General features: G+C 55.3%; 1 protein-coding gene. It reads right to left on the bottom strand.

Features of this window, described 5'->3' with window-relative positions; genetic code table 11:
* Nucleotides 1-98 precede the first annotated feature (98 nt).
* On the bottom strand, nt 99-636 hold a 538-nt coding region (prmA, locus tag ACTHUM_RS17335), incomplete at its 5' end, for a 50S ribosomal protein L11 methyltransferase (protein WP_440403605.1).

Below are 636 nucleotides of genomic sequence, written 5' to 3' on the forward strand. Positions count from 1 at the left end.
CAATTATACCTGATTTTGCTGGAATATTCAGCGTTTTAAGTGCAAAAAGGCCGTCTGAAAGATTAAATTTCAGACGGCCTTTGTATCGGAAAACAGGTTTAGCGTTTGACGCCGCTCAATCGCGCCCAGCCTTCTTCGATTTCGGCAGGATCGATGTCAAACCATTGGCTGTAAATGCCGCTGAGTTCTTCGACTTGTTCGTCCAAAAGGCCGGATAAAACAATGCGGCCGCCTTGTTTGGTACGCGCGGCAAGCATTTCGCCGAGCATACGCAACGGGTTTGCCAGAATGTTGGCGACAACGACATCAAATTGGCCTTGCGGCAAGCCGTCCGGCAGGTAGAACTGCGCATCGACGTTGTTTTGCGCGGCATTGTCTTTGCTGGCGCGGATGGCTTGTTCGTCAATATCTACGCCGATGGCCGAGCCTGCGCCGAGTTTGAGGGCGGCAATGGCCAAAATGCCTGAGCCGCAGCCGTAGTCCAATACGCTTTCGCCGCCTTTGAGCTGCGTGTCCAGCCATTTGAGGCAGAGGCGGGTGGTCGGATGGCTGCCTGTGCCGAAGGCAAGGCCCGGGTCGAGTTGCAGGTTGACGGCGTTGCCGTTGGGCGCTTCGTGCCAAGACGGGGTAATCCAC

Source organism: Neisseria sp. P0021.S006, assembly GCF_051956895.1.